The 6,950-nt window shown below is 45.1% G+C and carries 6 protein-coding genes; 2 read left to right on the top strand and 4 right to left on the bottom strand.

Features of this window, described 5'->3' with window-relative positions; all coding sequences use genetic code 11:
- The first annotated feature begins 1,531 nt into the window (after nucleotides 1-1,531).
- Nucleotides 1,532-2,179, top strand: coding sequence for a PAQR family membrane homeostasis protein TrhA (gene trhA, locus CLV82_RS11665; protein ID WP_133644469.1), 648 nt, complete (start codon nucleotides 1,532-1,534; stop codon nucleotides 2,177-2,179).
- Between the two features lie 15 nt (nucleotides 2,180-2,194).
- On the opposite strand, the gene CLV82_RS11660 is transcribed toward trhA, so the two are convergent.
- Nucleotides 2,195-2,866 (bottom strand): ZIP family metal transporter, encoded by a 672-nt coding sequence (locus CLV82_RS11660; protein WP_133644468.1) that lies wholly within the window; start codon nucleotides 2,864-2,866, stop codon nucleotides 2,195-2,197.
- Nucleotides 2,867-2,965: 99 nt separating this feature from the next.
- On the opposite strand from CLV82_RS11660, the gene CLV82_RS11655 reads away from it, so the two are divergent.
- The gene (locus CLV82_RS11655) at nucleotides 2,966-4,111 is read left to right on the top strand and encodes a THUMP domain-containing class I SAM-dependent RNA methyltransferase (protein WP_133644538.1); all 1,146 of its coding nucleotides are present in this window, start codon (nucleotides 2,966-2,968) and stop codon (nucleotides 4,109-4,111) included.
- 17 nt (nucleotides 4,112-4,128) lie between these two features.
- Here the strand turns inward: CLV82_RS11655 and CLV82_RS11650 are convergent, their stop codons facing one another.
- The 3 genes from CLV82_RS11650 to rlmD are packed head-to-tail and all read right to left on the bottom strand — an operon-like array spanning nucleotide 4,129 to nucleotide 6,830.
- Nucleotides 4,129-4,908, bottom strand: a complete 780-nt coding sequence (locus tag CLV82_RS11650; RefSeq protein WP_133644467.1) for a DUF6048 family protein — start codon at nucleotides 4,906-4,908, stop codon at nucleotides 4,129-4,131.
- Nucleotides 4,889-5,410 carry a DUF6452 family protein gene (locus CLV82_RS11645; RefSeq protein WP_133644466.1) on the bottom strand — a complete coding sequence of 174 codons (522 nt, stop codon included), beginning with the start codon at nucleotides 5,408-5,410 and terminating at the stop codon, nucleotides 4,889-4,891. The genes CLV82_RS11650 and CLV82_RS11645 overlap by 20 nt, the downstream gene beginning before the upstream one ends.
- 4 nt (nucleotides 5,411-5,414) lie before the next feature.
- Nucleotides 5,415-6,830: a 23S rRNA (uracil(1939)-C(5))-methyltransferase RlmD gene (gene rlmD, locus CLV82_RS11640; RefSeq protein ID WP_133644465.1), complete on the bottom strand. Its 1,416-nt coding sequence runs from the start codon at nucleotides 6,828-6,830 to the stop codon at nucleotides 5,415-5,417.
- Between the last annotated feature and the right edge of the window lie 120 nt (nucleotides 6,831-6,950).

Genomic DNA, 6,950 nt, shown 5'->3' with positions numbered 1-6,950 from the left:
CGATGGTACTGCCACTAGGTGGGAGAGTAGGCCGCCGCCTTCTTTGAAGACCTCTACAGCAATGTAGGGGTCTTTTTTTTTGCCCTATACTCAACTCAATGTATTGGAACGGCGCCTGATATTTCTGTCGCTCCCAAAGTAACTGGGGATGATCCTGATCCCTCCCCAGGATAAAGATAACCGCCTTCCCTGCAGGAAACTTGCACAGTATTTATCCAATGAAGGAAGGGCGGGGTATTACTTAGTCCCTCCCCAGTGTCAAGTTATAGGATTACGCTGCACAAAACATGCACAGAGGAATACACAGGCCGGGGACCTATCGGTCCCTCCCCAGGAACAAGATAACCGCCTTCCCTGCAGAAACCATGCACAGTATTAATGACTCGGGGATCTACCAATCCCTCCCCAAGGTTTTAGATATCTTTCTTCCCTGCAGGATACTTGCATTGTGATCAGGGGCCAGGGGATAGGTGGGGGATTGTGCTAATCCCTCCCCAGAGTCAAGTTATAGAGTTACACTTCATTAAGCATGCACGGGGTTAACAGCCCGGGGACCTATCGGTCCCTCCCCAAGAACAAGATAATAGTTCTCCCTGCAGAAAACATGCACAGTATTCATCCAGTAAAAGAAGAACCGGGGACTACTTAGTCCCTCCCCAGTGTCAAGTTATAGAATTAGACTGCAAGAAGCACACACTGGGTTAACAGCCGGGGACCTATCGGTCCCTCCCCAAGAACAAGATAATCGTTCTCCCTGCAGAAAAACATGCACAGTATTTAATGAGTCGGGGATCTACCGATCCCTCCCCAGGATAAAGATATTTTCCTTCCCAGCAGGAAACTTGCATTGTGATCAGGGGCCAGGGGATAGGTGGGGGATTGTGCTATTCCCTCCCCAGAGTCAAGTTATAGGATTACGCTGCAGAAAACATGCACAGAGGAATACACAGGCCTGGGACCCATTGGTCCCTCCCCAAGGTTAAAGATATCTTTCTTCCCTGCAGAAAACTTGCATTGTGATCAGGGTCCAGGGATAGGTGGGGGATTGTGCTAATCCCTCCCCAGAGTTAAGATAACCGCCTTCCCTGCAGGAAAACAGCAGTGCCGGAGAGATTATTAATCTATACACTGCTTGAAAACTGCAGCAGACAAAATTATCTTATTACCGGGGTGGGATTTATGATCCCCCCGTTGTTACTGATTATCTCTCCTGAAATACAAAGTCGAAGAACTAGCATACAATTCCTGCCATTAATTGCTGATCAAAGTAATCAGTTAAGGACTCGGCACTCACGGCTTGGAGGTATTCGCTATAGGGATCACAGTGCCCAATAACCATGATCATCTTATCTTCCCTACTAGATTAAATGATAAATTTCCTGACAAAGCAATTGCGTTCACCCAATACACCTGCACCTATTTCACTATTTTTGACCTTATCCTATATGGTAAGAACAATATCATTGGTAATGTCCGGGTTCTTGCAGATCAACCGTTCACATCAATATATTGTTCCATTAAATCTCAATGTTTGAAAGGAAATCGTCTTAACCCCCGTAGCAGCAACCCCGTAGAGGAAAAGCTGAACACCTGGTCCCATGCTGTAGGTATTCCCTTTGGAATTATCGGTGCTGTGTTTATGCTAAGAGCACTCTCCATAGAAGGTTTCTGGCCGCTTTTCAGTATCCTGCTGTACAGTTGCTGTTTCGTAATGCTATTTGCAGCATCCACAGCTTACCATGCCGTGAATAGCCCGGGGTCCAAATTAAAATTGAGGATCCTGGACCATATTTCCATCTTCTTCCTGATCGCTGGCACCTACAGCCCGGTTGCATTGATCCTGATGGCCAAAGGAAATGGTTGGTTTATTTTTTATACCGTCTGGGGCTGTGCTTTGGTCGGCACCGTCCTTAAACTTTTCTTTACGGGGAGATTTGAAAAATTTTCCCTGATGATCTACCTTCTGATGGGATGGCTTATCGTTTTTTACTTCCAGGAATTGGCAGATCAGCTTAGCTTCAGGGGAATAGTATTGCTATTCACCGGCGGAATCTGTTACAGCCTCGGAATCGTTTTCTATGTAATGCGACACGTACCCTTCCATCATTTTGTGTGGCACATATTTGTCCTGGCGGGAGCCCTGAGCCATTGGTTTATGATCTACCTGGATGTCATCTGATACCTGGTATTGCCCTTACATAAAGTAGGCCACGGCGATCCCCAGTATAATAACACCGATCTTGCGGATATTAAAGCTGTGCCCTTCAGAACTCTCAAAAAGGATAACCGTCGAGATGTGAAGGAAAACCCCGATGACCAGGGATGTCAGCGGCAGGTAATAGGTGTCGGCCCAATCGGAATTGGCCGCAAAAAAAGTTCCCAAAGGGGTCATCATGGAAAAGAATAACATAAACATGAAGGCGAGGTACCTCTCCATTTTTGAGTGCAGTAAGAATATACTCAAGACCAAGGCTATTGGTACCTTGTGAACGATGATCCCGTAAAGAATAGACCCGTGCTTCTCTACTGGAATTCCTTCGAGGAAGGAGTGCAGAGAGAGGCTGATAAACAGTAACCAGGGAAATGTGTTGGATTCATTCTGCATATGAACATGGCCGTGTTCCGCGCCTTTAGAAAAGAATTCTAAAAAAATCTGTAACAAAATACCCAGCATGATGAAGATCCCGGATAACCTGGGATCCGGGCCGGCAAAAACCTCGGGCAATAATTCAAATACAGTAAGCGCAAGCAGAAAGGCCCCGCTAAATGCCAGCAATAAACGAACTTCCTTGCGGGAACGTGGTTTGGTCAGGAATATAAAAGCAAAACTGAGGAGAACCGCCAGTACAGGTAATAAATAGTTCATTAAATAATCGCTAAAAGGCTATTTGTGTTTGGTAAGGATTAGGGGCAAAATTAGTGTATTTTTGTACTTCACACACATTGGATTATGGGTAATTATAAAATGCTGGCCAAAACGTTGCACGGATTTGAAGATCTGCTTGCCAAGGAACTCCGGAACCTAGGAGCGGGTAATGTCACCCAGGGAGTGCGTACGGTTTTCTTTGAAGGGGATAAAGGATTTATGTATAAGGCTAACCTTTGCCTGAGAACCGCGATCAAGGTTCTGAAGCCAATTACCTCCTTTACCATTCGGCAACAGAATGATCTTTACAACCAGATCTATGCGATGGATTGGGAGGCGTTCATGACCAAAGACCAGACCTTCGTGGTTGATACTGTCCTGCTCTCTGACGAATTTTCCAATTCCTTGTTTGTTTCTCAAAAGGTTAAGGATGCTATAGTAGATAAATTCCGGGACCAGTACGGAACCAGGCCCAGTGTAGATACCAAACATGCGGATATCAGGATCAATATCCATATCCAGGGCTCACTTTGCCACGTATCCCTTGATAGTTCCGGAGCATCCCTGCACCATCGTGGATATCGCCTGGCGACGAATATCGCGCCTATCAATGAAGTACTTGCCGCCGGACTCTTACTGATGAGTGGCTGGGACGGCAGGAGTGATTTCCTCGACCCGATGTGCGGGAGTGGAACATTTCTTGTAGAAGCAGCAATGATCGCTTGTAATATCCCCCCTAACATTAACAGGAAGGAATTCTGTTTTAAGAACTGGAAAGATTTTGACCAGGAGCTCTATGATAAGATCGCAGAAGCCAGCCTTAACAAGGCCAGGGAATTTCATTTTAAGATCAAAGGGTATGACAAGGCCCCATCAGCAGTGATGAAGGCTAAAGATAACGTTGAGAACGCCGGCCTGTCGGAATATATTACTATTGAGGAAAAAAGTTTCTTTGATTCTAAGAAGGAAACCGATGCTCACCTGCATATGGTCTTTAACCCTCCCTACGGAACCCGGCTGCAGATCGATATGCCGAAATTCTATGGGCAGATCGGTGATACACTGAAACAAAATTATCCGGGTACAGAAGCATGGTTTATCAGCTCTAATATGGAATCCCTGAAACATGTAGGACTCAGGACTTCCAGGAAAATTAAAGTCTACAACAGCCAGCTGGAATCTCGTTTTGTTAAATACGAAATATATTCAGGAAGTAAAAAGGCAAAACATCAAACGGCTGATTAGAGCAGTAGCTTAAGATTTTACTGACTTATCTCCGGTTTTTTCTTCTTGACTTTTTTGTAGAGTGGGATCATATACGAGATCGTATAATTGTAATTCACCCCAAAATTGCTGCCGTCAGTTACTTTAGTAAACCCGGGTATCCATAAATTAGTCATTACCCCGGAATCCTTGTTACTTACCAGGAACATCAGACGGGCGCTGGCTCCCAGGTAAAGGTTTTTGAACATTTCGACTTTTACTCCGAATAAAAATTCGAGCCACGAGGCGTTCAGACCGGAATATTCCCCGGTCAGCTCCCCGCTGCCTGCAGTGAAGCCATCAGCATTCCAGTACCTGTTGGTATCGTAAATCTGGTAAGCGTTCAAGGTTTTTTTAAAGGTGCTGAAAGCATATCTTCCCCCGATATAGATCGAATTATTCATCCCGTACCAGTTATCATAGGTATTCAGGTCCACCCCGAGCTTAATGTAGTTACCACTGGGAGTAAAATCATAAAGCAGGATGTCGCCCTCGTTAATCCCGTTCCCGAGAATCTCTGTCTGTCTTTTTTCCTCCCGGCCTAACTCTCCTGCCAGGTACAGGTTCTGTGACAGCCTGTAATCCCCTACAATCTCTAAACCGGTATAATCATCATTAAAATAGGAGAGCGCGACTTTGCTGAGATCAACCCCAACACGGAGTCCGTAGGGCTGTTTATATACCAGGCTATCCTTTTGATTTGCGACCACGGCAGATTCCTGGGTATACCCCGTAAACAGGCAGGAAAATAATAACAGCCTAGTGATATATTTTAACATGCGTGGTGTTTTGATTTGTAACAGTTGGTTGCTCAATTAATACCTCCTGGATCCAGTTATCTGTATCTGCAGTAACAGCAGCATTGAGGTTATTGAAATTCGCTATAAAACCGCAAGCCCTCGACACAAAGACTTCCTCAGTATCATAAGATAGAGTGATCGTATCCCTGTTCCCGGTTTCCACTTCGTTTTCATCCGCAGAATCCTTGATCATGATAAAGCGTGTCTCCGCGTTATTGATCCTCAAAGGAAGCCCGATGGAATCCTGAACGCTGCGATCAGAAAATGTATTTACCACCTGCCCCTGTTCTAATCCGATAATTCTCAGGTTATTGACGTCTTTTGAAGTGGTGGAATCGGCCAGGTCATAAAATGTCACAACGAGTAAAGGGGTATTACCGTCTACACAGATATCGTCCTTTTCACAGGCGTTAAAACTTATAATACACAGCAGCGACAGTAGTACCCCGGCTGCTAATCGTTGTGATGTTTTATTACTCATGTAGCTATGGCTGCTTTTTTTCTAAAAGTACAACATTTTCCACGTGGTGGGTCTGCGGAAACATATCCACAGCTCTCACTCTGGTAATGGTATAATCTTCTTTTAATAACGCCAGGTCCCTGGCCTGCGTTGCACTGTTACAACTTACATAAACGATGCGGTCCGGATGAATATTTAGAATCTGTTCTACAACAGCAGGGTGCATTCCTTCCCGTGGCGGATCAGTAATGATAACATCTGGTTGCCCGTTTCGTTCTATAAATTCTTTATTGAAAATTTTGCGCATGTCACCGGCAAAGAAACTGGTATTGCCTATACCATTATCTTTTGCATTGGCTTTGGCCGCCTCGATAGCATCAGGTACCGCTTCTATGCCCACTACGTGCTTTGCTTTTTTTGCGATGAATTGTGCTATGGTCCCGGTCCCGGTGTAAAGATCGTATACCAGTTCATCGCCTTTCAGGCCGGCAAATTCCCGCGCAATTTTATATAACTCGTAGGCCTGCTCCGAGTTCGTCTGGTAAAATGACTTTGCGTTGATTTTGAATCGCAATCCCTCCATTTCCTCGAAAATATGGTCTCGCCCGGAATAACATAGGATTTCCTGGTCATACAAAGTGTCGTTGGCTTTCTGGTTGATGACGTACAGGAGGGAAGTTATTTCCGGGAATGTAGTTGCTATGTGATTTAACAATAGTTCCCGTTTTTCCTTGTCATCTTCATAAAACTGGATGAGTACCATAACTTCTCCGGTAGAAGAGGTTCGGATCATGAGAGTTCTCAGCATCCCTTCCTGCCTCCTGGGGTTAAAGAAACTAAGCCCGTTGTTTTCACTGAAATGTTTTACCTCAAGCCTGATAGCGTTAGAGGGTTCCGGTTGCAGGTGACATTTTTCTATATCCAGGATCTTGTCCCACATCCCGGGGATATGGAAGCCCAGGGCATTCTTATCTGTAATTTCCTTGTCACCGCTTATTTCGGTAGGGGTCAACCAACGGCTGTCAGAGAAAGAGAATTCCATCTTGTTGCGGTAGAAGTACTGCTTTTCTGAGCCGAGAATGGGCTCTACCTCGGGTAGTTCCAGGTGACCGATTCTCACCAGGTTCTCAGTAACTTCATTCTGCTTGAATTCCAGTTGATGTTCATACCCCATATGCTGCCATTTGCAACCCCCGCATACTCCGAAATGCTTACACTCCGGGGTAGTTCGCCGTTCAGAGAGCGTATGAAAGTTGGTAGCTACCCCTTCGTAATAGGATTTTCGTTTCTTTGTGGTCTGGATATCGGCCACATCACCGGGTACGGCATTGGAAATGAAAATGACTTTCCCATCGGGAGCTTTAGCAATCGCCTTGCCTTTTGAACCTGCACGATCCACGTGAAGTTTCTCAAAGGTTTTCCTTACATTCTTTTTTCGCATGCCGCAAAAATACTAATCCCAACGCACATTATAAGGACAGTTTTTATCGAAAATGAATCAGAATAACTAATACCCGGATACCCCGAAATCGTTGAAGTTTTCGTAATTTAGCGACACTCC

Origin of the sequence: Zeaxanthinibacter enoshimensis (assembly GCF_004362865.1) — a bacterium.
Taxonomy (GTDB): domain Bacteria; phylum Bacteroidota; class Bacteroidia; order Flavobacteriales; family Flavobacteriaceae; genus Zeaxanthinibacter; species Zeaxanthinibacter enoshimensis.
This window is presented reverse-complemented; position numbering and strand designations above follow the sequence as displayed.